Here is a 24,445-nt window from a genome sequence, read left to right on the forward strand (position 1 = left end):
CGCGACACTGAGTCACATTCTTCTTATTGAATAGTACAGGAGTCAGAATATGTGTAGCACTTGCGGTTGTGGCGAAGGCAATGTCAGAATTGAAGGCGTAGAGCCTCATTCACATGAGCACCACCATCATCACTCTCATGACCATGATCATCACGACCACGGTCATCATCATGATCACAGCCATCATGGGCATGATCATCATCATGAACACAATGCTACTCCAGCGAATACTGTTCATAAATATATTGATAAGTCTGAACAAAAGCATAAGCATAACTACGAAACTCATGGTCAGCCTATCATCGTTCATCACCACTATTACCATAACAGCGGTGATGTTCACCTCCATTTTCATAACGATGCACAGCTAAACGAAACTCCTGTTTTCCATGAACATCATCATGGACATGACGATCATCATGAACACGATCATTCACACAGTCATGACCATTCTCACAGTCACGATCACGACCATGCTCATGATCATAGCCATGAGCACTCTCATCATCATTCTCACAGCCACGATCACGAACACGAAGAGCAATTTAGCCCAGTGATTGAAAATCAGAATATGCATTATGGCCAAGGTGAAGCAGGAACACATGCTCCCGGTATTAGCCAAAAGCGTATGCTGAAAATTGAAATGGATGTACTGGATAAAAATAACCGTATTGCCGTTCATAACCGTGAACATTTTGAACAACAAAATGTGTTGGCATTGAATTTAGTTTCAAGTCCAGGCTCTGGTAAAACGACACTATTAACACAAACATTAAAACAGTTAGCGCAACGAGTGTCTTGTGCTGTGATCGAAGGCGATCAACAAACTACTAATGATGCGGATCGTATCCGTGAAACAGGTGTGCCAGCGATCCAAGTAAATACAGGCAAAGGTTGTCATCTTGATGCACAAATGGTGCATGATGCGACACACCAATTAGGCTTACAGGATAACAGCGTTCTCTTTATTGAAAACGTGGGTAACTTAGTTTGTCCTGCCAGTTTTGATCTGGGTGAAAAGCATAAAGTCGCTATTCTTTCTGTCACTGAAGGTGAAGATAAGCCTCTGAAATACCCGCATATGTTCGCTGCGGCTGATTTAATGATTATCAACAAAATTGATTTAGTGCCACATCTGAATATTGACGTTCAAGCCTGCATTGAATCAGCTCGTCGTGTTAATCCAAATATCGAAATCATTGCGTTATCAGCAACAACGGGTGAAGGCATGGAAGAGTGGTTAGCTTGGTTGGAGAGTCGTTTATGTGCTTAGGTGTTCCAGCTAAGATTGTTGAGGTGGGTGAAGACGTCCACCAACTCGCTTATGCCGAGGTCAGTGGTGTCAAACGTGCTGTTAATATTTCAATGGTATGTGAAGGCGAACCTAGTGAATTATTAGGCAAATGGGTACTTATTCATGTGGGATTTGCCATGAGTATTCTTGATGAGCAAGAAGCGCAAGATACTCTTGATGCATTACAGCATGTTTATGGTGTAACCCTCGAAGAGGCTGATGATGCAGTACGTTGATGAATTTCGTGATCCCGAACTTGCGAAAGCCTTACTAGCCCAAATTCGTGAAACTATTTCACAATGGCCTCACCCTATTAAACGTCCATTACAAATCATGGAAGTGTGCGGTGGGCATACACATGCCATTTTTAAATTTGGTTTAGGCCGCTTATTACCAGAAGAAATTGAATTTGTTCACGGGCCGGGTTGTCCTGTTTGTGTATTACCGATGGGACGAATTGATGCATGTTTAGAAATCGCAGCCCGTCCTGACGTCATTTTCTGTACTTTTGGTGATGCAATGCGAGTACCTGGTCGTAATGGCTCAATGCTTGATGCACGTCGTCGTGGTAGTGATATTCGTATTGTCTATTCACCACTCGATTCACTCAAAATTGCACAAGATAATCCAGACAAACAAGTTGTCTTCTTTGGTTTAGGTTTTGAAACGACGATGCCAAGCACAGCAATGACGCTACAACAAGCGAAATTGCGCGGGCTTAAAAACTTTTCTCTGTTTTGTCAGCATATAACTATCGTGCCTACTTTACGTTGCCTACTAGAGCAAGATGATGTTCGCATTGACGGTTTTATTGCACCGGGGCACGTCAGCATGGTGATTGGTTGTACGCCATATCAACCGCTATGTGACGAATTTGAAAAGCCTTTTGTAGTGACAGGATTTGAACCATTAGACTTATTACAAGCTATACTGATGGTCATTAAACAACTTAAAGCAAAAGCAGAAAATACAGATTATGTTTTAAGTATTGAAAACCAATATAGTCGCATTGTACCGAATGAAGGTAATAAGTTGGCTCAAAAAGCACTTAGCGAAGTGTTTATGTTAAAAGAAACCAGTGAATGGCGTGGATTGGGTGAGATCCCAATGTCAGGTATTCAATTAACACCAGCTTATTCTGAGTTTGATGCTGAGTTACGTTTTACACCTGCACCGCAGAAAGTGGCAGATAACCCACAATCTCGCTGTGGCGATGTATTAACAGGACGATGCAAACCTTCCGATTGCCCACTCTTTGGTAAAAGTTGTACACCAGAAACGGCATTGGGTGCTTTAATGGTATCATCCGAAGGTGCATGTGCGGCTTATTATCAGTATCGCCGTGAAGGTAATATATGAAACAACCTGATGAAATCACCTTAGCTCAAGGAAATGGTGGGCAAGGTATGCAACAACTTATCGAAGGACTGTTTTTAAAAGCGTTCGATAATCCATTATTAAATGAAAAAGAAGACCAAGCGCGGATCGCATTAAATGAGTTAACCACTCTTGGCGATCGTCTTGCATTTAGTACCGACAGCTATGTCATCGATCCGATTATTTTTCCCGGTGGAAATATTGGTAAATTATCTGTTTGCGGTACGGCTAACGATCTTTCTGTTGGTGGTGCGGTTCCTCGTTACCTTTCCTGTGGTTTTATTCTTGAAGAAGGGCTTCCATTTGAAACCCTAGAAATCCTTGTTATGGCGATGGCGAAAGCGGCTGCACAAGCAGGAATACAGATTGTCACAGGGGATACGAAAGTGGTTCCTCGTGGTGCTGCGGATAAGATCTTTATTAATACAGCAGGTATTGGCGTTATCCCAACCAAAATTCATTGGGCTGCAAACAATATCAAAGCGGGCGATAAGATCTTAGTGAGTGGTACTATTGGCGATCACGGCGCAACAATCCTTAATCTACGTGAAAATTTAGGATTAGAAGCGGATCTACAAAGTGACTGCGCTGTTCTTGAGCCAATGATCGCACCTTTACGTCAAATCGAAGGTATTCGTGCATTACGTGATGCCACACGAGGTGGTGTGACCGCAATTTTACATGAATTTGCTCAAGCCAGTGGTTGTGGAATGAATGTGCATGAAAGCAAATTACCGATGAAACAATCTGTTCGTGGCGTTTGTGAATTATTAGGGCTTGAAGCGCTAAATTTTGCTAACGAAGGAAAAATTGTTTTAGTGGTATCACCAGAAGCTGAAGCTGAAGTACTTGAAGCGTTACATCAACATACTTTAGGTAAAGACGCTTGTACTATTGGTGAAGTTACTGAGGATAATTATATTCGGTTAACAGGAATTTTCGGGACTAGCCGTATTCTTGACTTACCTTATAACGAACCATTACCTCGTATTTGCTAATAGCTTATTACCCACTTATAGATTGAATGTTCACAAGGTTTATAAGTGGGATAAGTTACCTATCTGTTACAAAAAGTTTGTTATAACGCAAATTTATCTCATTTATCTGAATACTGACTCTTTGATAAAAAAATTATTGGAGTAACATGTTCGGCCAATCCTACTGCGTGGAGAGGGTCTCTCGTAGAGGTAAGCTCTAGGAAAAAACATGTCTTGGTCAGAATTTAAATCTCAATACCTGATCCGTTTTTGGAAGCCTCTTCCAGCTGTTATTGCGGCAGGTATCTTATCAACTTACTACTTTGGTTTAACCGGTACATTCTGGGCTGTCACGGGTGAATTTACTCGTTGGGGCGGTCACGTTATGCAATGGTTTGGTGCTCACCCTGAAGAATGGGGTTATTTTAAAATCATTGGTCTTGAAGGTACGCCATTAACGCGTATTGATGGCGTTATGATTATCGGGATGTTTGGAGGTTGTATTATGGCCGCTCTTTGGGCTAACAACGTCAAACTTCGTCATCCTCAGCATAAAATTCGTATTCTTCAAGCTGTTCTAGGTGGGATCATCGCTGGTTTTGGTGCTCGCTTAGCAATGGGGTGTAACCTTGCCGCTTTCTTTACTGGCATTCCTCAGTTCTCTTTACATGCTTGGTTTTTTGCTGTTGCAACGGCAATCGGCTCTTACTTTGGCGCCAAATTATCATTGATGCCTCTGTTTCGTATTCCGGTAAAACTGCAAAAAGTCAGTCAAGCTTCACCTATCACTCAAGATAAACAACGAGCGAAGCGCCGCTTTAGATTGGGAATGGTGATCTTTTTTGCCATGATTGCGTGGTCTTTAATTATTCTCTTTGATTCACCAAAACTGGGTTTCGCTATGTTAGGCGGTATTGGTTTTGGTATTTTAATTGAACGTGCGCAAATCTGTTTTACTTCTGCTTTCCGTGACTTATGGATAACAGGTAGAACCCATATGGCAAAAGCGATTATCATCGGTATGGCGGTGAGTGCGATTGGGATCTTCAGTTATGTTCAGCTAGGTGCTGCACCTAAAATTATGTGGGCAGGCCCGAATGCCGTCATTGGTGGTTTGCTTTTTGGTTTCGGTATTGTTCTGGCTGGTGGGTGTGAAACGGGGTGGATGTATCGTGCCGTTGAAGGTCAAATCCACTTTTGGTGGGTTGGGCTTGGTAACGTAATCGGTTCAACATTACTGGCTTATTATTGGGATGATTTTGCCTCAGTGATCGCAACGGATTATGACAAGATTAATTTACTTGATACCTTTGGCCCTGTGGGGGGATTAGGTGTGACGTATCTGATGCTTGGTGTGTCATTTGTATTATTACTTTGGTGGGAAAAACACTTTTTCCGTAAAAAAGCCCAACAAGCACAATCTATTTCAACGCAGATTAATAAGGAAATCGCATGAGTCAGAAAGACACCATTATTCCTGATTATCGTTTAGATATGGTCGGTGAACCTTGTCCTTATCCTGCGGTGGCAACGCTTGAAGCTATGCCATCACTGAAAAAAGGTGAAATATTAGAAGTGGTGAGTGATTGTCCTCAATCAATCAACAATATTCCACTTGATGCGAAAAATTACGGTTATACTGTATTAGATATTCAACAAGATGGCCCGACTATCCGTTATTTAATTCAAAAATAAATTTTTATTAGATAAAAAAACAGCCTATTCAGATGAAATGATAGGCTGTTTTCGTTAGTAAGATGGCGTTACTCTGCTTCGCCGCCGAGGACTTCGGTGACGCGTTCAATCAAGGCGCTTAATTCACCGGTCATTAAAACAAAATCGGCATCAAAACGTTGGGCAAAATCGGCTTTATCAATATCGTCATTTTGTTCACGTAAAGTTTCACTGAATTTGATCCGTTTGATAGAACCATCATCGCAAAGCATAAATTGCAGACGATCTTCCCAATCTACAGAAAGTTTGGTGACAAATTTACCCGCTTCAATATGTGTCGCAATTTCGTCAGAAACTAATTCTTGTTTTTTACAACGAATAACACCGCCTTCATCTAGTACAGCTTTTAACTCTGCTTCATCCATTAAGGTAAAGCCAGCAGGGAGTTCTCCAGAGCGTACCCACTCTGTCATTTTTAATTCAACAGACTCATTAAAGTTCAGAGGAACAACTGGTAGTGAACCTAAGGTTTTGCGTAACAAGGCTAAGTTATCTTCGGCGCGTTTTGCACTGCCTGAATCAACAATGACTAGCTGTTTTTCTAAATCTAGCCAAATAAAAGTTTGTGAGAATTTACTAAATGCGCGAGGAAGTAAGGTGTGAACTACTTCATCTTTTAAGGTGGCTTTCTCTGTTTTTTTCAGTTTACGGCCTTGTTCGCCTTCAAGTTTTTCAACTTTGTCTTGTAGTGCTTGCTTAATGACAGTTGCAGGTAAGATTTTGTCTTCTTTTCGTGCGCACATCATGACTTGTTTACCGGCTACATGGATAAGCGCTTCACCTCGATCGCCCATTGGAGAAACCCAACCTGTTCGAGTCATATCTTGGCTACTACAAGGTGTGAATGCCAATGAAGCAAGCTGTTGTTCTAACTCATCCATCGACAGTGCTATCTCTTTATTTAAGCGATAGACCAAAATATTTTTAAACCACAGCATCTGACATTCCCCTTAATCATTATTTACCGCAATATGATACTGAATGTTTAAGGTATCTAAAAGGTAATATCCCTTAAAAGAAAATCTATACAGTGTTATTTAATAAAAAGATAAAAAAGCTGAAACGAATAATTAGTAACTCTACTCTATGATAATGAGTTTTATTCTTATTTGGGTCGAATTAATTAAGAATTTTGATAATGAAATAACATGATTTTCAGCATAAATCATTATGTGATAATAATCACATAATTTTATTTTTAGACTCTTTTCGCTTACAAACTGAAATCACTTTCAGATTTATCCCTGCATTAATTTACAAAACAAAAATATTCCTGACACTATCATGTGATAATTATCACAAAATCAGGAAAATATAGAAGGGTGCTTTTCATAATTAACAAAGTGATTTCGATCACAAATTTTGATATTTCTTTTTCAAATATCGATAAAATAGCACTATTGGGCTTTTTATATTAACCATGGTAATAATTTAGATTTCGTAATGTTTCATTGGGTTTTGTTGTTACTTGTACGTATTGATTAGATATTGTGATTGAATGGTATTCTTATGCTCCTCTTTTTGATATTTGCAGATAATTATTCTTTTTATGATAGTGTGCTACTCGTTATCACCAGTTAAATTGTATTTAAATTCGACTTTGCCTTTATTTAAATAAGAAATAAATATAAAGAATAAAAATTATTAATTAGGAATAACAATATTCAAATCTTTAGTGTTATTTATTTAGTGGTTAAAATTAATACTTCCTTTTAAATATATTAAATAGGGGGATAAATTTTTTATTAGCAAAAAAAAGAGTCTTATAAAGAAATGAAATATAAAAGAAAAATCCAAAAGCGCTATTTTTAAAAAGTTGATTAAGTTCAAAAAACACGTATCTTTACCTTTAATTGTGATGCCTATCACTTGGGTATGTAACCATGAAAATGCACATTGGTGTAATTGTGGGCTACATCACGAAAGTAGGGCTTTTTTTTGAGTAACATGCCATCGAAAACTCAACAACCTATTTCTTTTCCTAACAGAAATAAAAGCAATGCCCTTATTTAAATATAATGAGGATATTATTTTTGTGTCTTATTGGTGATTACGTCTGTGTCAAGGAAATTAAAACCTTTAAGAAGATTTTGTAGAGTCATAATTAGTAGCTATAAAAATTATCAATTGTGAGAGCGATTTTCTTTTTCGAAATTCGTGGCAGAGATCTTTTGCCTGAATCTCAGGTCAACTATATACGGCGGTATTATTTTTGACCTTAAAGAAAATCATAAAACTATAGAAAATAGATGGGTATTTTAATCATGAAAAGCTTGAAGCCTCTAGCAGCACTGGTTGGTTTGTTGGTTCTTTCTGGATCTGCAAACGCAGTAAACGTGTATAACGATAAAGGTACACGTTTTGATGTAAACGGTCAGTTCCGTCTAAAAACACAAGTGACTAGCCAAAATCATGAAATGAAAATGACGGATGACGGTAGCCGTATTGGTTTCTTCGGTTCACACGAACTGACTAACGATATCAAAGTATTTGGTAAATTAGAGTGGGGTTCAGACACTCAAAAAACTAACAGTGACAACCCTAAATCAAACTTTGAAATGTACAACCGTGTGGGTTATGTGGGTTTCTCTCACCGTGATTATGGTCAAATCCAATTTGGTCGTACCTATATTCCGATCGACTGGGTTAAAAAATCAAGCTATGGCTACGGTAACACTGGTGTATTCTACTTTAGCGATGTATTGGGTCGTTCAGTCGGTTATTCCGGTGGTGAAACGAGCGTTAATGGTAAATATGTAAATACTAACGGTGTTGGTAAAAACAACTTTATGACCCGTTTACCACAAACTATCTTTATTGAAACTAATCGTTACGAAGGTTTCAAATTAGCGGGTACAGTGACGGGTAAAACAGGTGATGATGGTCGTCGTGTTGCAGGTGATATTACACGAGCTTATTCATTAGTTGGTTTCTATAAATCAACATTCGGCTTAGAATTTGATGCAGGTTATTCTGCTGCTAAAGGTGAAGCAAACAATTCAGGTCCAAATAAAGATAAAACACCTGAAAACAGTATTTTAGCTTTTGGTGCAGAATACTTCTTCCCAGGCCGTGAATTTTCTATTGGTTTAGACTATGGTCAATCTCGTGGTAAAAACCCAGGTTTAGCCCTCTATGAAAATCAATTTAAAAACCCACGTGGTTGGAACTCAGTTAAAGGCGATTGGAAAGCAGATTTATATGGTGTTGGTGTGAAATGGCACTGGGATCGTATCGAAAGTGGTATGTATGCGGGTTACTACCTGCGTGATGGTGATGCAAACACGTTCAACTACAAAAAAGAAACCTATACTGTGGGTGTAGATAAACGTTTTGCAGTATCTAAATATAACAACTTACGTTTATTCGCTGAAATGGCATACGATGATGCTCGCAGTGATAACGTGAAGTATGAAGATAAAAAACAATATATCTTCGAAACAGGTATGCGTCTGTACTTCTAGTCCTTTCAAAGTGACTGTTTGACAGAAGTAACGAAAGGAGAGCCATTTTGCTCTCCTGTTAACCAATATATAAGGGGTGTGTAATGGTTAAGAATGTGTTGAAAATTTCAACATTAGCAATGTTTGTCGCATTCAACGTAAATGCTGCGACAGTCGATCTTCGTATTATGGAGACGTCTGATGTTCACAGTAACTTAATCGACTTTGACTACTTCAAAGACAAACCAACAGAACAGTTTGGTTATGTCCGTACTGCTAATTTAATTAAAGCAGCAAAAGCTGAAGCAACCAATGCGATTTTAGTTGATAACGGCGACTTGATCCAAGGTAGCCCACTGGCTGACTATCAAGCAGCTAAAGGCTTAGAAAAAGGCGAATCTCATCCAGCTCACCAGCTGATGAACACCATGGGCTACACAGTAGGTAACTTTGGTAACCATGAATTTAACTATGGTTTAGATTACCTGAAAAAAGCCATCGCCGGTGCTAAATTCCCTTACATCAACGCCAACGTGATGGATGCGAAAACAGGCAAAAACTATTTCACACCTTATATCATTGTTGATACACCAGTAAAAGATCGTGATGGTAAAGAACACACTATCAAGATTGGTTATATCGGCTTCGTACCACCACAGATCTTAATCTGGGATAAAGCCAATCTGGATGGTAAGGTCGTTGTAAACGATATTACAGAAACAGCGAAAAAATTCGTCCCTCAAATGAAAAAAGAGGGTGCTGACCTGATTGTGGCCATTCCTCACTCTGGTTTCGCGTCAGAGCCGTACAAGGCAATGGCGGAAAACTCTGTTTATTATTTAAGCGAAGTTGAAGGTATCAATGCAATCATGTTTGGTCACGCTCATGGCGTATTCCCAAGCAAAGAATTTGAAGGCATTAAAGGCGTAGATACAGCGAAAGGTACCGTAAATGGTGTTCCTGCTGTTATGCCAGGCCAATGGGGTGATCACTTAGGTGTCGTTGATATGGTTATCAATAACGACAGCGGTAAATGGGTGATGACCGAAGCAACAGGTGAAGCGCGTCCTATCTTTGATAAAGCAAACAAAAAAGCATTAGTTGAACGTGATGCTGAATTAGCTCAAATCATCGAAAAAGCACACCAAGGTACCCGTGATTTCGTGGGTAAACATATTGGTAAAGCTTCTGCCAACATGTACAGCTTCTTAGCATTAGTACAAAGTGATCCAACTGTACAAATCGTTAATGATGCACAAGTTGATTACACCAAACACTTTATTCAAGGTGATCCGAACTTAGACGGTTTACCAGTATTAGGTGCAGCTGCGCCATTTAAAGCGGGCGGTCGTAAAAACGCACCAGCAGACTTCGTAGAAGTTGAAAAAGGTGACCTAACATTCCGTAATGCAGCAGACTTATATCTGTATCCAAACACATTAGTAGTTGTTAAAGCGACCGGTGCTGATGTTGTTGAGTGGTTAGAATGTTCAGCAGGTATGTGGAACCAAGTTGATCCTAATTCAACTAAACCACAAGAACTGATCAACTGGGATGGTTTCCGTACTTATAACTTCGACACCATTAGTGGTGTGAACTATAAAGTTGACTTAACTCAACCAGCTAAATATGACGTTGATTGCCAAGTAGTTAACAAAGATGCGAATCGTATCAAAGAAGTGACTTACGAAGGCAAACCAATCGATCCTAAAGCAACATTCCTGATCGCAACAAATAACTACCGTGGATACGGCGGTAAATTTGCGGGTACAGGTGAAGCGAATATTGCGTTTGCATCTCCAGATGAAAACCGTGCAATTTTAGCTTCTTACATTGCTAAACAAACTAAAGAAAAAGGTGAAGTAGTAACAAAAGCTGCTAACAACTGGTCATTCTTACCTATTAAGACTGATAAAGTGTTAGATGTGCGTTTTGAAACTTCTCCAAGTGAAAAAGCGGCTGCATTTATTAAAGATTTTGCTCAGTATCCAATGACCTTCGTGGAAAATGACGAAATCGGTTTTGCAATTTACAAAATCGATTTAACTGAGAAGAAATAAGCAATTAAACCTGTCCGTTCAGGGCAGGTTTTTCTTACCTTTTTTGAACCAAGAGAGTAGATTTTTATTGCTCTTTAAGGGGATTTTATGCGCTTTATGAAGCTATTACCTGCTGCTTTTGCTTTAGTGCTAGCAGGATGTGCAACGCAAGCACCTGAAATTACAGAACCATTAAAACCTCAAGCTAAATTAGTTGAAGGCGTATCTTGTATTTTACCTGATGCTCCAACGGCACCTTACGACTACATTGCTTCTAATGATCGCTATGGTCAAAACAGCACTGCATCAACAGATTACTTTAAGTTAGCGATTAACTATTCGCCGGCTTTTTGTGATTATAAAAGTAATAATATTAAACGTTTAAATAACGATAATGAAAAAGATCGTGCAAAACGTGAATACGATAAATTTGAAATCCAATGCTTCTCAGATAATAAATTTGGTTGGATTGTTCATGGGCTGTGGGCTGAAACCTGTGATGGTAAATCATGGGAAGAGTGCCGCGATTGGAAAGACATACGCAAGCATCCTCGTTTATGTAAAGGCGATTTACCACCTTTAGAATACTCTGCTATTAAACCTTATCTGTGTGATTCTCCAGGTATCGATCTGTTACAAGGTGAATGGGAAAAACACGGTGTGTGTGCGTTTGATACACCAGAGGCATTCTTTGGTAAACAAAAAGAGTTGTATGAAGCGTTAGTATTACCAGAAGGCCGTCCTTCAAACAGTGCATTGATTAAGTTCTTAAAAGAACACAATCCATCACTGAAGGACAAAGAAATTCAAATTAATCGAGATGAATTCTATATCTGTTATAGCAAAGATTTCGAAGTAATTGATTGTCCGAAACGTGAATTTTGATCTTAGGGATAAATTTTAAATGAACCATAAATATAAACTCGTTGCACTTGCTGTAAGCTCAGTCTTATTAGCAGGTTGTGCAAAGAACTACGACGAAGCTAATGTTGTTGATGTGCGTGTTATCGCAATGAACGACTTCCATGGTGCGCTAAAAGCGCCAGGTCCAAACAAACCTGGTGGTATTGAGCATATGGCTACGTTAATTAAAGAAATGAAGAAAGATAACCCAAACAACATCGTTGTTGCTGCGGGTGATATGGTTGGTGCAAGCCCACTGTTATCTTCAATGTTCCATGATGAGCCTTCAATCGAAGCATTATCATTAGCAGGCTTAGAAGCAACTTCAGTGGGTAACCACGAATTTGATAAAGGCATGGGCGAGTTACTGCGTAAACAAAACGGTGGTTGCCACCCAGTAACGGGTTGCCAAGGCCCAACTGAGTTTAAAGGCGCAGATTTCCAATACTTAGCGGCTAACGTTATTGTTAACGAAACTGGCAAAACATTATTCCCAGAATACGTTATTAAAGAATTCAACGGTATTCCTGTTGCATTCATCGGTTTAACTTTAGAAGGTACTGCGGCTATCGTAACTCCTAAAGGAACCGAAGGCTTAAGCTTCCACAATGAAGCAAAAACAATTAACGCATTAGTGCCTCAGTTAAAAGCAAAAGGCGTTCAAGCAATTGGTGTTCTGATCCACGAAGGTGCTGCACAGCGTCGTGATGGTGGTCCAGTTAATATCAACGCATGTAATGGTATTACAGGTAAAGTACTGGGTGTTGTTGAACAATTAGATCCAGCTATCGACTTCGTTGTGACTGGTCATACTCACCAAGCTTACAACTGTACTATCAACGGTAAATCAGTGACATCGGCACAGTCTAATGGTGCAATGTTAACGCGTATCGACCTGAAATTAGATAAAACAACGAAAGATGTTGTTGATATCGAAGCTCGTAATATTTGGGTTGATAACCGTAAATATGAAAAAGATCCTGCAGTGACTAAACTGTTAGAAGCTTACGAAAAAATTGCTACCCCATTAGCTAACCGTATTATCGGTAAGTTAGAAGGCAACCTGAATAAGCAAACGAATGACGCGGGTGAATCTGCACTAGGCCAAGTGATTGCTGATGCGCATTTATATACTGCAAAACCAAAAGATATGGGTGGCGCACAAATCGCATTTATGAACAGCGGTGGTATTCGTGCTGATATGACTGGTGGTGACGTTTCTTATAACGCAATCTACACTGTACAGCCATTCTCTAACGTACTGTTAACTCAAACGTTAACTGGTGAACAAATCAAACGCCTGTTAGAACAACAATGGGATCGTTCACGTCCACAAGTGTTAGCGGTTTCAGGTAACTTCCAGTACACATGGGATAGCAAAGCCTCTAATGGTAACCGTGTTATCGTTGAATCAATGAAAATTGATGGCAAACCAGTGGATATGAAAGCATCTTACCGTGTTGTTGCTAACGAATACTTAGCAACAGGTGGTAGTAACTTCTCTGTACTGAAAGAAGGTAAAGATCCAGTTTACAGCGTGCCAGATGTTGATGCCGTGGTGAAATATTTTGCTGAGCAGTCTCCAATTGCTCAACCAAAAGCGAATAACATCACACGTAAATAACGTATTTTCATACGCCTTGTGAAAATCGCACCTTTTACTTTGTAAGAGGTGCGTAAATAAATAAAGAGAGCAAAGTGTTGAACACAAAGGGTCCATCCCTACCTTTGTATTCATTGCGCACTTTGCTCTTTTTTTATTAAAAATAACTGTGAATGACTTAAATGAGAGATAAAAAAAAGCCCACAGTGGCTGTGGGCAAGGAATGAAAGTAAAAAAGAGGGTATTATTTAGGGTCTTTTGTCAGATGTCTGTTCTAACACTTATTTGAAGATTTTAAAGCGTGAATCATCTTCCATATAATTCTTCTCGCCAGCCTCTTGTTCGATAGAACCAAAGACCATTTGAGCTCTTAATTTCCATGTTTTTGGCAGATCCCAAGTTGCATGAACTTCATCATCAATAATTGGGTTGTAGTGTTGTAATGAAGCACCTACATTCTCTGCTGCTAATGCAGTCCAAACAGAAAGTTGTGCCATACCACTTGCTTGCTCTGACCATACAGGGAAGTTTTCAGCGTACAGTGGGAACTGCTCTTGCAGACCTTTTACGATGTCAGTATCTTCAAAATACAGAATTGAACCAGCGCCTGCGGCGAAGCTATTAATTTTTGCTTCAGTTGCACTAAATGCTTCTGCGGGTACTAATTTTTTCAAGGTATTTTTAACGATATTCCACAGTTTTTGATGTTGTTCACCAAACAGAATAACAACACGAGATGTCTGTGAGTTAAATGCTGTTGGGCTCTCTTTAACCGCTTCTTTGATAATCGCAGTGACTCTGTCTTCGCTAATTGGAAGTTGATTACCTAAATGATAAATTGTTCTACGTTTTTTCATTAAATCAGTAAATGCGTTAGACATGATTGTCTCCTTGATAAATTTAAGCGCTTAAAGCGTGTCTTAGCTTGAGCTAATCTATGGACATACTATAGGGCTTAGATGTGATTTATTGATATATAAAAAATTTAATCAGTTACGTCAAAATATTCGACCTAGTTTTTAACTGATTGATTTAGAATCTGTTTATCTACATATCTAAACTCGGGAGCGAGTTGGCTAATACCTAAGCCCCCAGCTTTCTTCACTTTAATTTGTACAGGAATACGCTCTTTCATGGCTTCTACGTGACTAATTACGCCAATAATTTTGCCGGATGCATTAAGGCTGTCGAGTGCATCTAATGCAATATCTAAGGTATCAGGATCTAATGTGCCAAAGCCTTCATCTAAAAATAGTGATTCGATTTGAGTCTTATTACTGACCAAATCAGAAAGCGCTAAAGCGAGTGATAAACTGACTAAGAAACTTTCGCCACCAGAAAGCGTACGAGTATCTCGCAGTGCATCTGCTTGCCATGTATCTGCAATCTGTAGTTCAAGGCTTGCTGGTGTTTTACGCTGTAAGAAATAACGCCCATGAAGTTTTTCTAAACGACGGTTAGCTAAATAAATCAGATGATCAAGCGTTAATCCTTGGGCGAAGCGGCTGAACTTATCTCCTGATGCAGAGCCCACTAATTCATTTAAATAACTCCAATCATCAAACTGAGATTGTTGTTTGGCAATATGAGTCAGTAGATCCTGTTGCTCTTTACGCTTTTCTTCGTCAGTACGCAGTTGTTCTTGAATGCGAAATTTCGTTTCTTGTAATTGAGTAAACTGTGTTTCTAATACCAATAATTGAGCGGTAATTTGTTCGAGACCCTGTTGTGTTGCCAATATTGGCTGTTGTGATAAGTGCTGTTGATATATGCTTTCTTGTGTATCCAAACGCGTTTTTTCTTGCAGAAGCTTATCAAGTCGTTGTTTTTGTTGTTCTTGTAAACGACTTCTTTCTTCAACTGATAGTAATGAGGCTAAAAACGCGTTTTCATCATCAAATGGACTGTTTTTTAGCCTATCTTGATACTGTTCAAGGGTGGCTTGTGAGTGAACATAAAGCCGTTGTAGTGATTTTTCGTTTTCCTGATATTGGCCAATAAGCTGATTTAAACGGATTTCGAGTCGGTTTTTTTCTTCGCTATATTGCTCAATTTGTTTTTGTAACAGCTGACTTTGTTTATCCAACTCATTGCGAGCATCTTCGGTGGTTTGTGTGCCGAATAAAGCTTGGCGTTGTGTTTTTAGTTGTTCTTGTTGTTGATGTAGTTGTTGTAAATGAACTAAAACTGCATCAAGTTCTTTTTTATTTGCAGATAAATAACGTTTTCTTTCTTCCTGCGTTAATAACAATTCGCGGATTGTTTGCTGTAATTCGTGATGTGTTTTTAATATCGATTGATATTGTTGGCTTTCTTTTTTACGCGCAATAAGCCATTGAATTTTATCTTCAGATGCCTGCAAATCATAACCTTGTTGTTTGACAAGAGATTGAATATCTTGCGCTAATTGGGTTTGTTGTTGAAGATATTGCGCTGTTTGTTGTTGTTTATTAGAAGCTTCTTTTTGTTGCTGAGCTAATTGATTTTGTTGATGAAGAATAGCTTGCTGTTGTTGATGAAATTGTTCTTTGTTATCAGATAACAGCTTGTATTCTTGCTGAATTTTGGCTTCTAATGCTTGGTAATTTACTCGTTTTTGCGTCAGTAAATTATCTTCTTTTTCAAGTGCTGTATCTAATTGAGTTAAAGCAGTTTCTTCGCAGTCAACATCTGGTAATGCGTGAGCTTGAGCTAAGACTCGCCATTGCTGTTTTAATGACGCAATATCTTGTGTTAGTTGCTCAAGGTCGCTACTTAATTTTTTGTTTTGAGTTTGATAGTTAGCACACTGTGTTTTTTGTTCTACTAACTCTATGGTTAATGTATGAACTTGTTGCGTTAAAATATCTAATCGTGTTTTTGTTTCGTCTGGTTTTATTTCTTTATATTTTTCAACATAAGGATGTTCAGTTGAACCGCAAACAGGACATGGGTTGTCTTTAACTAAACGTTGTCTCTCTTCTTCGTATTCCGCTAATTTCCGAATCAAAAGATAATTGTCATTTAAATCTTTAAGGTGTTGCTCTTTCTCTTTTAAAACAATGCTATTTTTGCTGATATTTTCAGTCAGTACAGCTATTTTTTGCTGGTTTTCTGAATGGCTTTTTTGGTACAGATGTTCAGTTTTTAGAGTGCGCTGTAATTGAACTTGTAATCCCATTATTTTTGCAAGCGCATTTCTTTGCTGAGAAATTTGTTGCAAACGATGAGGAATATCTGCAATTGCATCTACTTTTTTTTGTTGCTCAAGTTGCGTTTGTAATTCACTTAATTGTTGTTGCTGTAAATTAAGAGCGTGTTGTTGTGCTTCTAGTGTGCGTGTTGTTTTTTTGAGAGCAAGTTTTAGTAACTGCTCTTTTTCTTGTTCTGCTTTTTCACTTTTCTGACTAATTAGATATTTCTCTGCAATTTCATCATATTGTTCAAAATAGCGTTGCCACAAAGGGAAATTCTCAGCAAGTTGAGCATAAGCTGTATGCTGATTTAAATATTCACTTAGTTCATTGAATTGTTTTTGCGATCCAGCTAATTGGATTTCTGTTAATTGTATTTTTTCCAGATATTCCGACTGTGTTTTTTCCAGTGTGTTTTTTTGCTGTTTTTTTGCTGAAATATCTTGTTGTAGCAAGACTAACTGGTTATCTAATGGCGTCACTTCTTCACGAATAAGCTGTAATATTTGCTGTTTTTTCTCATCGTGTCGTTTAAATGTGTCACGAGCCTCCACTAGGTGCTGGTTAATAGGTTGGCTTTGTTGTTCAATAAGCTGTTTTTCTGCTTTCAAGGTTGAGAGTTGTGACTCAATATAGATTTGTTCTTTTAATAGACGATTTTTTTCATCATAAATCGGGCGGATCTTTTCCGCGGGTTCGCTATTTTCAAGACGTTGAATATCGGGCTTGGCAGCAACTAATGCTTCTTGCGCTAAGTTAACTTCTTTTTGTGCTAATAGCTTGTTTTTATTGATTTCAATGTCTTGTTCTTGCCACTGCTTTGCTGCTTGATATTCCTGTTGTTCTTTTTGTAATAATCTCTCTTTGGCAAAAAGATCAGTTTGCTCAGTTAATAAAGCTTGGCGAGCATTTTCATCTAATAACGCCATCATTTCGGCTTGTTGTTTTAGTGCTTTTAAGGCTTGTTCTTGTTCACGCCAATGTTTAAAGATCGATTGGGAAATATGGCGATAAATATCTGTGCCAGTCAGTTCTTCGAGTAATTCAGCGCGAGATTTATCATCTGCATTTAAAAAGGCCGCAAATTGTCCCTGAGAAAGCAACATAGACTTAGTGAAACGATCAAAATCGAGCCCTGTAATATTAATGATCATCTCTTTTACTTGGCTTATTTTGCTGGCTAAGATTTTATCTTCACCGCCCGTTGTATTTATTTTAACGAGTTCAGCCTGTGGTGCTTGAAGATTGCCATCTTCTTTATAATTGGCACGGCGTTGTTCCCAAAATGCACGATAAGCCACACCTTTGACTTCAAATTCAACTTCGGTTAAGCACTCTGCGGTATGACGTGTCATTAATTCATTTTGTGATTGTGTGACTTTGTCTAATCGTGGAGTTCGATGATAAAGCGCTAAGCTAATCGCATCTAATAGTGTGGTTTTTCCTGCCCCGGTAGGACCCGTAATCGCAAATAATCCGTTGCTAACAAAAGGCTCTTGATCAAAGTTGATTTTCCACTCACCTTTTAAAGAGTTAATATTTTTAAATCGCAGACTTAAGATTTTCATTATGCTTCGTTATCCTCTTGTTCTGCCATTTCAACAGCTTGTTTAAACAATGTTGTTAACCGTGTTTTAGTTTCTTTTGAATCAAATTCATGCTGTTCTAAGCGCCTTTCAAAAACATCATAAACCGTTAATTCGGTCAGTGTTTCGTTCTCATTTTGCGTGAATACTTGGCGCTGTTTTCTGGCTCTTCTTAATAAGATCACATCAAAAAGTGGATCGTTAGTTAGCTCTTGAACACGAGTTTGTATATCACTGAGATAATCTTGTGTTGAAACTTCGATATCCAACCAAATAGTGGTGTCTGTTTCACTGTATTGTTTTTTTAAATCATCAAGTTGTATGGCTATCTCTTTTAATGAGCCACTGATAGTGCGTAGCAACTGAAATTCAGGAATAGGTAATAGTGTGAGGTGAGTTAATTTGTCTTGCTCAAAATCGATAAGGCAGACGCTTTTTTGTTGTCCGCTTTCATCAAAACTTAAAGGAATAGGGGAGCCACTATAACGAATATGGCCTGATTTATTCACTACTTGAGGGCGATGAATATGACCAAGAGCAATATAGTCAAATTCAGGAAATAGTGTTGCAGAAAAAGCCTCTAAAGTACCGATATAAATTTCACGTACAGAGTCGGTTACACTTGCCCCAATGGTTGTAAGGTGACCTGTTGCAATAATAGGAATATTGACGTTCAGTTGCTTACGTAAATCAAGAGCCTCTTGATATTGAGCTTGGTAATAATCAGCAATCGCTTCTTTTAGGGCATTTTGTTTTTCAGCACCTGATTGCCCACTTTTACTACTTACCATATCTCTAGGACGTAGATAAGGGATCGCACAAAGTAATGCTCCCGGAGTATTATCTTTTTGAGGAAGAATAAGCGGGGCTTGCGGTGTTTCAGTATGAATATTGGCAATAACCGTTGTATTTAAACATGCTAATAATGATTTAGATTCATTTAGTGTCGCTACAGAATCGTGATTACCACCAAGAATAACAAGCTGGCATTGTGTATCTCGGATAGCAACAACAAAGCGGTTATAAAGCTCTCGGGCATAACTTGGAGGAGAGCCTGTATCAAAAATATCTCCTGCAACAATCAATGCATCAACTTGATAATGCTTAATTTGAGCTAACAACCAATCAAGAAACTGTTGATGCTCTTGTGCTCGAGTTTTTGTAAAAAAATATTGCCCTAAATGCCAGTCTGATGTGTGAATAATCCGCATTGCTATTCCTCTTTTTTATCTGATGAAGAGTATAGCGCACCTTACTTTTTTAGTGAAAACTCAACAACAAGCCTTCTTTTGAGTGATATTTCACCAAAAAATGATTTATTTACCTTAACAACAGGGATCTATTTCAGTAATGTTAAGGTTAGTCATAAATCTGTCATAAAACTGCATCATAATCATTTTGACCCTCTATATACATTACACAGGATAGAGTATGGCAAGGCGTATTCTTGTTGTTGAAGATGAAACCGCAATTCGAGAGATGATCTGTTTTGTTTTGGAACAAAATGGTTTTCAACCTATTGAAGCAGAAGATTATGATTCTGCATTGAGCTTTCTTATTGATCCTTACCCTGATCTGGTTTTATTAGATTGGATGATCCCCGGTGGATCAGGCTTGCAGGTAATAAAACAGATGAAGCGGGAAAGTAACACCCGTGATATTCCAATTATTATGCTAACGGCAAAAGGGGAAGAAGAAGATAAAGTTCAAGGGCTAGAAACGGGGGCTGATGATTACGTTATTAAGCCTTTCTCACCTAAAGAGCTTGTGGCTCGAGTGAAAGCAATTTTACGACGGTTATCACCAATGTCTACGGAAGATGTTATTGAATTCAATGGCTTAGGGCTTGATCCCGTTTCTCATCGAGTAACGAGTCAAGATAAACCGATTGATATGGGACCTACCGAATTTAAACTCCTGCACTTTTTTATGACACATCCTGAACGCGTGTATAGCAGAGAACAACTGTTAAACTATGTTTGGGGAACAAATGTTTATGTCGAAGACCGTACTGTTGATGTGCATATTCGTCGTTTACGTAAAGCCATCGAAGAAGATGGTCATGACAGAATGATACAGACAGTACGTGGAACGGGATATCGTTTCTCTGCCCGTTTCTAAGTCAATATGGGAGTAATCGTCAGGTGTTAGAACGACTATCGTGGAAAGCCCTCGTTTGGGGGCTATGTCTATTTTGCTTACCTGCTTTTATATTATCGCTTTTTATCGGGCATCTTCCTTGGTTGCTGGTGGCATCGCTACTCAGTGCACTTGTGTGGCATGCCTATAACTTGCTGAAATTATCTAAATGGTTATGGTTAGATCGCTCAGTACTGCCTCCGGAAGGAAGAGGGGGATGGGAGCCTATTTTTTATGGTATTCGACAAACCCAACAGCGTAATCGTAAACGACGCAGAGAATTAGGCGACTTAATTAAACGTTTTAGAAGTGGCGCTGAAAGTTTGCCCGATGCCGTTGTGATGATGACAAATGAAGGGAATATTTTTTGGTGTAATAGCCTAGCTCAACACTTACTCGGCTTTCGCTGGCCGGAAGATAACGGACAAAATATTTTTAACTTATTACGTTATCCTGATTTCTTACACTATTTTACTGCAGGCGATTTTAGTCGCTCTTTAATTATTTCACTTAATAATGGTTCTATTGTTGAGTTTCGAGTGATGCCATACAGCGAAGATCAGCGCCTAATGGTGGCGCGAGATGTGACAGAAAAAAATAAACTAGAAAATGCACGACGTGACTTTTTTGCTAACGTTAGCCATGAATTAAGAACACCACTCACCGTTATTCAAGGCTATCTTGAAATGATGGAAGAAAATAGTGTCACGAAACCCGCAGAGCATAAGGCGATAGTGACGATGCAAGAGCAAGCTAAGCGCATGGATACGCTTGTTCAACAACTCTTACAACTTTCTCGTATCGAATCTGCTCCTCATATTGATTTAAATAAAATTGTTGATATTCCTGCTGTTTTGGCTTTATTACAACAAGAAGCAGAATCATTGAGTCAAGGTCAACGCCATATTATTTTTGATGTTGATGAGCAGTGGGCTGTTCGAGGTAATGAAGAGCAATTACGTAGTGCGGTTTCTAACTTAGTGTATAACGCTATTAATCACACTGAAGAAGGTACAACAATCAAAGTCAGTTGGAAGAAAGTTCCCCAAGGTATGTTATTTAGTGTTTCAGATAATGGATCGGGGATTAGTGCAGAACACTTAACTCGTTTAACAGAGCGCTTTTATCGTGTTGATAAAGCTCGCTCTCGTCATTCTGGCGGTACTGGGTTAGGTTTGGCTATTGTAAAAAAATCACTGCTTCATCATCACTCTCAATTAAATATTGAAAGTAAAGTAGGTGTCGGGAGTACGTTCTCTTTTATCCTTCCTCAAACATTACTTACCGCTAAAAAAACACACGAGTAGTCTGTCTTTTTTTAAAGCCTTTATTACTTGTCTTTAATCTGTGATAAAGGCTTTTTTGTTCCTTTCTTGAACTTTTTAATATCAATAAAAACTAATATCGTAGCGTTAAATTTTAATATTATTAATTAATGCTAACTTTAAATGATGCCAACACTCAATATTATTGGTGATAAAATGCACAAATCATATCATGTATATTCGATGATATATGACAGTTATAACTAGTGCCGAAAAATAGTTTAGATGATTATTCTGGTTTTAGGATTGGCTATTGCCTTTTTTCATTATAAAAGTTTTACTTGTGAGCAGTTATCGGCAATTTTTTCTATTTAGTACCTAATTGCTCTGCATGAAATGATTATATTTGGATATTATCCTGAATAATGACGGTCTGAGCTTAAATAGATATTGTTGATTTTATGTTGCGCTACCTTGGCGTAATTTAACCATTATTGTAACTACATATTAACAAAACTTATGGCACATAGATTAACTTCCAGAGATGTTCTGGCATTAGGGTTTATGACATTCGCCCTATTTGTTGGCGCTGGCAACATTATTTTTCCTCCAATGGTGGGGTTACAATCAGGCGAATTTGTTTGGACTGCTGCGATTGGCTTTTTGATCACTGGTGTGGGTTTACCTGTTTTAACGGTTGTTGCACTGGCAAAGGTCGGTGGTGGTATTGAGGCATTAAGCACGCCTATTGGTAAATCAATGGGATTGCTATTAGCCATTGTTGCTTATCTTGCTGTGGGACCACTTTTTGCAACCCCTCGTACTGCAACAGTTTCTTTTAAAGTGGGTATTGCTCCTTTAGTGGGTGATACAGAAATGTCATTGCTGATTTACAGCATTGTCTATTTCTTAATTGTTATTGGTATTTCGCTTTATCCGGGGAAATTGCTAGACAGTGTTGGTCATATTCTTGCACCGATTAAAATTCTGGCATTAGCGATATTAGGAGTAGCTGCGGTATTTTGGCCTGCTGGTGGCGCTATTCCTGCAACTGAAGCCTATCGTGATATGGCGTTGACTCAGGGGTTTATTAACGGTTACCTCACCATGGATACATTGGGCGCTATGGTTTTTGGTATTGTTATTGTTAATGCAGCCCGCTCTCGAGGGATTGATAATTCATCACTGTTAACACGTTATACCATGTGGGCAGGAATTATTGCGGGTGTATTATTAACTGCGATTTATTTGAGTTTATTTAAATTAGGCTCTAGCAGTGGCAGTATCATTCCGGGTGCTCAAGATGGTGCTGATATTTTACATGCCTATGTTCAGTACACTTTTGGTAATTTTGGTAGCTTCTTCTTAGCTGTACTGATTTTCTTAGCCTGTATGGTGACTGCTGTTGGTTTAACCTGTGCCTGTGCAGAGTTTTTTAGCCGTTATCTGCCTATCTCTTATCGTGTATTAGTGTTGATTTTAGCGATATTTTCAGCCGTTGTTTCAAACTTAGGTTTGAGCAAACTGATCGAGTTTTCTATTCCTGTACTGATAATGATTTATCCACCTTGTATTGTGATTATTTTAATGAGTTTCACATTACGTCTGTGGAATAACCCAAGCCGTATTATCGCGCCAGCAATGGCTGTTAGCTTATTTTTCGGTATTTTTGATGCAATAAAAGCATCTGATTATCTAAAACATTTATTACCAGAATGGGCAACAAAACTGCCGCTAAGTGAGCAAGGTTTAGCGTGGTTGATCCCAGTATTAGTGACTATTGTTGTGTGTGGTATTTACGATAGAGTCGCAGGCTCAACGAGTAAAAAAGTGATCCATACTGAAGCCATCAATAAGCCATAAAATACATTGATTGTAAAAGTAAAAAGGGAAACGAAAGTTTCCCTTTTTTAATAATATATATTTGAGGTATTAATTAACAGAAGTCGAGTTCTGTTTTATATGTGCAACAGGATGCTGATTTTCATCTAAATAATAATGAACTCCAGCGACGATACCATCCTCACCTTCATAGAAAATTTTAAAGCGGGTACGATTGCCGTCATGGTAAGCAATAACTGCACTACCGCCTTTTCCTAAGCAGAACTGATGGAGATCACCTGTTGAGATACAAATGCTGTCGTTGCCAGATACCGTGACTTTACAGTTATCACCTGTATTAATTGCCACAGAATTATTTCCAGTAACATTGATTTGTGCTAAATCACCTGTGTTGGTGACTTTTGCGCGATCTTGAGAAGCTGTAATGAAATTACGCATACCACTGTTTGCGATATGAACACCATTACCTGACGCATAAATTTTAACATCATTGCCACTATTACAAATGCGAGAGCGTCCACCTAAGCTACCAATACGACACTGATTACCCGTATTACACACTTTTCCTGCGAAACCCGTATTCATTAATTGGTTGCTATAACCAGTGTTGGAAATACTATTTTCATCACCAGAAAAAACCACGATGTTATTACTGCCACATAAAGCGAGGTCAGTGCTTAATTGCTGACTTTTTAAGATCAATTGATGCCATTCAGTAGAAAATTGAATATTTTCAGAGGTTGGCAAAGTGTTGTGATAGGGCAGACGTTGTAATGTCACGCCTTGTTGTTCATTGCCGAGCAGGAACAAGATGTTTTCCATGACTTCTTGTTCCTGTTTGGCAAAGGATGCTTCACTAAAATGACGTAAATAAATATATTGAATAAAGCTTTCTATCCACTGTGTACGGCGCTGTTTTATTAACTCACTATGAATAGCACTGTAAGTGCCTCCATCAGGAAAATAACGTAAAAACCAACGATAAAGCGAAGTTGAAACATGCAGTTGTCGTAAGTCTTCTTTTGTTAATCTAATATTTTCCTTTGAAGGGACTGACATATAAGCTCCTT

Annotated in this window: 18 protein-coding genes; 13 read left to right on the top strand and 5 right to left on the bottom strand. The window is 38.5% G+C overall.

Annotated elements, in window-relative coordinates; all coding sequences use genetic code 11:
* Positions 1-49: 49 nt before the first annotated feature.
* From hypB to yedF, 6 genes are all read left to right on the top strand, one after another.
* Positions 50-1,273 carry a hydrogenase nickel incorporation protein HypB gene (gene hypB, locus GTH25_RS03015; protein ID WP_075674244.1) on the top strand — a complete coding sequence of 408 codons (1,224 nt, stop codon included), beginning with the start codon at positions 50-52 and terminating at the stop codon, positions 1,271-1,273.
* On the top strand, positions 1,264-1,530 hold the full coding sequence (gene hybG / locus GTH25_RS03020; RefSeq protein WP_006535180.1) for a hydrogenase maturation factor HybG: 267 nt from the start codon (positions 1,264-1,266) through the stop codon (positions 1,528-1,530). Before hypB ends, hybG begins: the two co-directional genes overlap by 10 nt.
* Complete coding sequence (hypD, locus tag GTH25_RS03025) at positions 1,517-2,653, top strand: hydrogenase formation protein HypD (protein WP_164530792.1); 1,137 nt, start codon at positions 1,517-1,519, stop codon at positions 2,651-2,653. Before hybG ends, hypD begins: the two co-directional genes overlap by 14 nt.
* On the top strand, positions 2,650-3,669 hold the full coding sequence (gene hypE, locus GTH25_RS03030; protein WP_099659983.1) for a hydrogenase expression/formation protein HypE: 1,020 nt from the start codon (positions 2,650-2,652) through the stop codon (positions 3,667-3,669). Before hypD ends, hypE begins: the two co-directional genes overlap by 4 nt.
* Positions 3,670-3,877: 208 nt before the next feature.
* Complete coding sequence (yedE, locus tag GTH25_RS03035) at positions 3,878-5,104, top strand: selenium metabolism membrane protein YedE/FdhT (RefSeq protein ID WP_075674241.1); 1,227 nt, start codon at positions 3,878-3,880, stop codon at positions 5,102-5,104.
* A complete protein-coding gene (yedF, locus tag GTH25_RS03040; RefSeq protein ID WP_006535172.1) occupies positions 5,101-5,343 on the top strand; it encodes a sulfurtransferase-like selenium metabolism protein YedF in 243 nt (80 codons plus the stop codon). The genes yedE and yedF overlap by 4 nt, the downstream gene beginning before the upstream one ends.
* Positions 5,344-5,411: 68 nt before the next feature.
* On the opposite strand, the gene rdgC is transcribed toward yedF, so the two are convergent.
* Positions 5,412-6,320: a recombination-associated protein RdgC gene (rdgC, locus tag GTH25_RS03045; RefSeq protein ID WP_099659982.1), complete on the bottom strand. Its 909-nt coding sequence runs from the start codon at positions 6,318-6,320 to the stop codon at positions 5,412-5,414.
* 1,326 nt (positions 6,321-7,646) lie between these two features.
* Between rdgC and GTH25_RS03050 the strand changes: the two genes are divergently transcribed.
* The 4 genes from GTH25_RS03050 to GTH25_RS03065 all read left to right on the top strand — a co-directional run bounded on the left by GTH25_RS03050 (position 7,647) and on the right by GTH25_RS03065 (position 13,391).
* Positions 7,647-8,846 carry a porin gene (locus GTH25_RS03050; protein ID WP_223672539.1) on the top strand — a complete coding sequence of 400 codons (1,200 nt, stop codon included), beginning with the start codon at positions 7,647-7,649 and terminating at the stop codon, positions 8,844-8,846.
* 83 nt (positions 8,847-8,929) lie between these two features.
* Positions 8,930-10,885, top strand: a complete 1,956-nt coding sequence (locus tag GTH25_RS03055) for a bifunctional 2',3'-cyclic-nucleotide 2'-phosphodiesterase/3'-nucleotidase (protein WP_075673990.1) — start codon at positions 8,930-8,932, stop codon at positions 10,883-10,885.
* An 87-nt stretch (positions 10,886-10,972) separates the two neighbouring features.
* The gene (locus GTH25_RS03060; RefSeq protein WP_075673989.1) at positions 10,973-11,749 is read left to right on the top strand and encodes a ribonuclease T2 family protein; all 777 of its coding nucleotides are present in this window, start codon (positions 10,973-10,975) and stop codon (positions 11,747-11,749) included.
* A 19-nt stretch (positions 11,750-11,768) separates the two neighbouring features.
* Complete coding sequence (locus GTH25_RS03065) at positions 11,769-13,391, top strand: bifunctional metallophosphatase/5'-nucleotidase (protein WP_075673988.1); 1,623 nt, start codon at positions 11,769-11,771, stop codon at positions 13,389-13,391.
* Between the two features lie 260 nt (positions 13,392-13,651).
* Here GTH25_RS03065 and GTH25_RS03070 read toward each other — a convergent pair whose 3' ends face one another.
* From GTH25_RS03070 to sbcD, 3 genes are all read right to left on the bottom strand, one after another.
* Positions 13,652-14,251 (bottom strand): nitroreductase family protein, encoded by a 600-nt coding sequence (locus tag GTH25_RS03070; protein ID WP_164530321.1) that lies wholly within the window; start codon positions 14,249-14,251, stop codon positions 13,652-13,654.
* A gap of 131 nt (positions 14,252-14,382) precedes the next feature.
* A complete protein-coding gene (locus GTH25_RS03075) occupies positions 14,383-18,111 on the bottom strand; it encodes an AAA family ATPase (RefSeq protein WP_164530322.1) in 3,729 nt (1,242 codons plus the stop codon).
* Entirely contained in the window at positions 18,111-19,340 is a 1,230-nt protein-coding gene (gene sbcD / locus GTH25_RS03080) for an exonuclease subunit SbcD (protein ID WP_099659979.1), read from the bottom strand. The genes GTH25_RS03075 and sbcD overlap by 1 nt, the downstream gene beginning before the upstream one ends.
* 220 nt (positions 19,341-19,560) lie before the next feature.
* Between sbcD and phoB the strand changes: the two genes are divergently transcribed.
* The 3 genes from phoB (at position 19,561) to brnQ (ending at position 23,396) form a co-directional block, all read left to right on the top strand.
* Complete coding sequence (gene phoB / locus GTH25_RS03085; RefSeq protein WP_164530323.1) at positions 19,561-20,250, top strand: phosphate regulon transcriptional regulator PhoB; 690 nt, start codon at positions 19,561-19,563, stop codon at positions 20,248-20,250.
* 23 nt (positions 20,251-20,273) lie between these two features.
* The gene (phoR, locus tag GTH25_RS03090; protein WP_075673983.1) at positions 20,274-21,575 is read left to right on the top strand and encodes a phosphate regulon sensor histidine kinase PhoR; all 1,302 of its coding nucleotides are present in this window, start codon (positions 20,274-20,276) and stop codon (positions 21,573-21,575) included.
* A gap of 477 nt (positions 21,576-22,052) precedes the next feature.
* The gene (gene brnQ, locus GTH25_RS03095; protein WP_075673982.1) at positions 22,053-23,396 is read left to right on the top strand and encodes a branched-chain amino acid transport system II carrier protein; all 1,344 of its coding nucleotides are present in this window, start codon (positions 22,053-22,055) and stop codon (positions 23,394-23,396) included.
* A gap of 69 nt (positions 23,397-23,465) precedes the next feature.
* On the opposite strand, the gene ydhT is transcribed toward brnQ, so the two are convergent.
* Positions 23,466-24,434 (bottom strand): protein YdhT, encoded by a 969-nt coding sequence (ydhT, locus tag GTH25_RS03100; RefSeq protein ID WP_164530324.1) that lies wholly within the window; start codon positions 24,432-24,434, stop codon positions 23,466-23,468.
* Between the last annotated feature and the right edge of the window lie 11 nt (positions 24,435-24,445).

This window comes from Proteus terrae subsp. cibarius (assembly GCF_011045835.1).
GTDB classification, from domain to species: Bacteria; Pseudomonadota; Gammaproteobacteria; order Enterobacterales; family Enterobacteriaceae; genus Proteus; species Proteus cibarius.

Bases quoted from the DNA above. Each gene is read 5' to 3' on its own strand.
- yedF (WP_006535172.1), top strand. From the start codon at position 5,101: ATGAGTCAGAAAGACACCATTATTCCTGATTATCGTTTAGATATGGTC.
- hybG (WP_006535180.1), top strand. From the start codon at position 1,264: ATGTGCTTAGGTGTTCCAGCTAAGATTGTTGAGGTGGGTGAAGACGTC.
- hypD (WP_164530792.1), top strand. From the start codon at position 1,517: ATGCAGTACGTTGATGAATTTCGTGATCCCGAACTTGCGAAAGCCTTA.
- GTH25_RS03055 (WP_075673990.1), top strand. From the start codon at position 8,930: ATGGTTAAGAATGTGTTGAAAATTTCAACATTAGCAATGTTTGTCGCA.
- GTH25_RS03050 (WP_223672539.1), top strand. From the start codon at position 7,647: ATGAAAAGCTTGAAGCCTCTAGCAGCACTGGTTGGTTTGTTGGTTCTT.
- ydhT (WP_164530324.1), bottom strand. From the start codon at position 24,434: ATGTCAGTCCCTTCAAAGGAAAATATTAGATTAACAAAAGAAGACTTA.
- GTH25_RS03065 (WP_075673988.1), top strand. From the start codon at position 11,769: ATGAACCATAAATATAAACTCGTTGCACTTGCTGTAAGCTCAGTCTTA.
- phoB (WP_164530323.1), top strand. From the start codon at position 19,561: ATGGCAAGGCGTATTCTTGTTGTTGAAGATGAAACCGCAATTCGAGAG.
- sbcD (WP_099659979.1), bottom strand. From the start codon at position 19,340: ATGCGGATTATTCACACATCAGACTGGCATTTAGGGCAATATTTTTTT.
- rdgC (WP_099659982.1), bottom strand. From the start codon at position 6,320: ATGCTGTGGTTTAAAAATATTTTGGTCTATCGCTTAAATAAAGAGATA.
- hypE (WP_099659983.1), top strand. From the start codon at position 2,650: ATGAAACAACCTGATGAAATCACCTTAGCTCAAGGAAATGGTGGGCAA.
- brnQ (WP_075673982.1), top strand. From the start codon at position 22,053: ATGGCACATAGATTAACTTCCAGAGATGTTCTGGCATTAGGGTTTATG.
- hypB (WP_075674244.1), top strand. From the start codon at position 50: ATGTGTAGCACTTGCGGTTGTGGCGAAGGCAATGTCAGAATTGAAGGC.
- GTH25_RS03070 (WP_164530321.1), bottom strand. From the start codon at position 14,251: ATGTCTAACGCATTTACTGATTTAATGAAAAAACGTAGAACAATTTAT.
- GTH25_RS03060 (WP_075673989.1), top strand. From the start codon at position 10,973: ATGCGCTTTATGAAGCTATTACCTGCTGCTTTTGCTTTAGTGCTAGCA.
- GTH25_RS03075 (WP_164530322.1), bottom strand. From the start codon at position 18,111: ATGAAAATCTTAAGTCTGCGATTTAAAAATATTAACTCTTTAAAAGGT.
- yedE (WP_075674241.1), top strand. From the start codon at position 3,878: ATGTCTTGGTCAGAATTTAAATCTCAATACCTGATCCGTTTTTGGAAG.